Genomic DNA, 1,426 nt, shown 5'->3' with positions numbered 1-1,426 from the left:
AGTAGTGCCCCGTAGAGTGGTGTAACGAACCCCGAGTAACAACGGCCCCACTGAAAGAACAGCGTGGCCACCGGGGACACCTTCGAGAAGCCTTCTAACTCTCACTCGAAAGGGCATCACACCGATGACCACTCCTTCTATTGTCGACCCTGCTGCTGTTCTCACCCAAGCCCTGGGCGACGCTTCGCCAGATCTGATGCGCACCCTGCTGCACACCATGATCAACACGCTCCTTTCCGCCGAGGCCGACGCGGTCTGCGGCGCCGAGTACGGCACCCCTTCACCAGACCGCACGAACTCCCGCAACGGGTACCGGGCCCGCGAGCTCGATACCCGCGTCGGCACGATCGATGTGCAGATCCCGAAACTACGGCAGGGCAGCTACTTCCCTGACTGGCTCCTCGAACGACGCAAACGGTCCGAGTCAGCGATGATCACCGTCGTCGCTGACGCCTACCTCGCGGGCGTCTCCACGAGACGCATGGACAAACTCGTGAAAACGCTCGGCATTCACTCACTGTCGAAATCGCAGGTCTCTCGCATGGCCACTGATCTCGACGAACACGTCACCGAGTTCCGCACCCGACCGCTCAGCGATGCCGGCCCGTTCACGTTCGTCGCGTGTGACGCCCTCACCATGAAAGTACGTGAGGGCGGGCGAGTGATCAACACGGTCGTGCTCGTCGCGACCGGCGTCAACGCCGATGGGCATCGTGAAGTGCTCGGCATGCAGGTCGCGACGAGCGAGACCGGGGCGGCGTGGAACATGTTCTTCGCGGACCTCGTCGCGAGAGGACTGACCGGAGTGCAGCTCATCACGTCAGACGCACACGCTGGCCTGGTCGAGGCCATGCGGGCCAACTTTCCCGGCACCAGTTGGCAGCGTTGCCGCACCCACTACGCCGCGAACCTCATGTCGGCCTGCCCGAAGCAGATGTGGCCTGCCGTGAAAGCAATGCTGCATTCCGTCTATGACCAGCCCGACGTTGCAGCTGTCGAGGCACAGTTCGACCGGCTCCTGGACTACGTCGGCGAGAAACTGCCTGGCGTGCACGATCATCTCGATGCTGCCCGTGCCGATATCCTCGCATTCACGGCGTTCCCGAAAGATGTGTGGCAGCAGATCTGGTCGAACAACCCCAACGAACGTCTCAACAAAGAAATCAGACGTCGCACTGACGTTGTCGGTATTTTCCCGAATCGAGACGCGATCACCCGGCTCGTTGGAGCGGTCCTGGCAGAGCAATCTGACGAGTGGGCGGAGGGCCGCCGATACCTCGGACTCGAGGTGTTGGCTCGTTGCAGGGTTCGCCTCATCACGGACAACGTTGCTGAGGAGGTGGCTGTGGAACTACCCCTCACGTTGACTGCGTAGCCAAGCTCATTCTCGAAGAATGTTCGTTACACCACTCCACGGGACTTGACC

1 protein-coding gene is annotated in these 1,426 nt (G+C 61.4%); it reads left to right on the top strand.

What is annotated here, in order from left to right; genetic code table 11:
• The first annotated feature begins 124 nt into the window (after window positions 1-124).
• Window positions 125-1,375 (top strand): IS256 family transposase, encoded by a 1,251-nt coding sequence (locus AC1ROW_RS22210; RefSeq protein ID WP_071044057.1) that lies wholly within the window; start codon window positions 125-127, stop codon window positions 1,373-1,375.
• The last annotated feature ends 51 nt before the right edge of the window (window positions 1,376-1,426 follow it).

The sequence above is a fragment of the Leifsonia sp. GW821-FHT13C09 genome (assembly GCF_058806435.1).
The sequence above is the reverse complement of the archived record's forward strand: the minus strand, read 5'-3'. Positions and strand labels throughout refer to the sequence as shown.

Bases quoted from the DNA above. Each gene is read 5' to 3' on its own strand.
- AC1ROW_RS22210 (WP_071044057.1), top strand. From the start codon at position 125: ATGACCACTCCTTCTATTGTCGACCCTGCTGCTGTTCTCACCCAAGCC.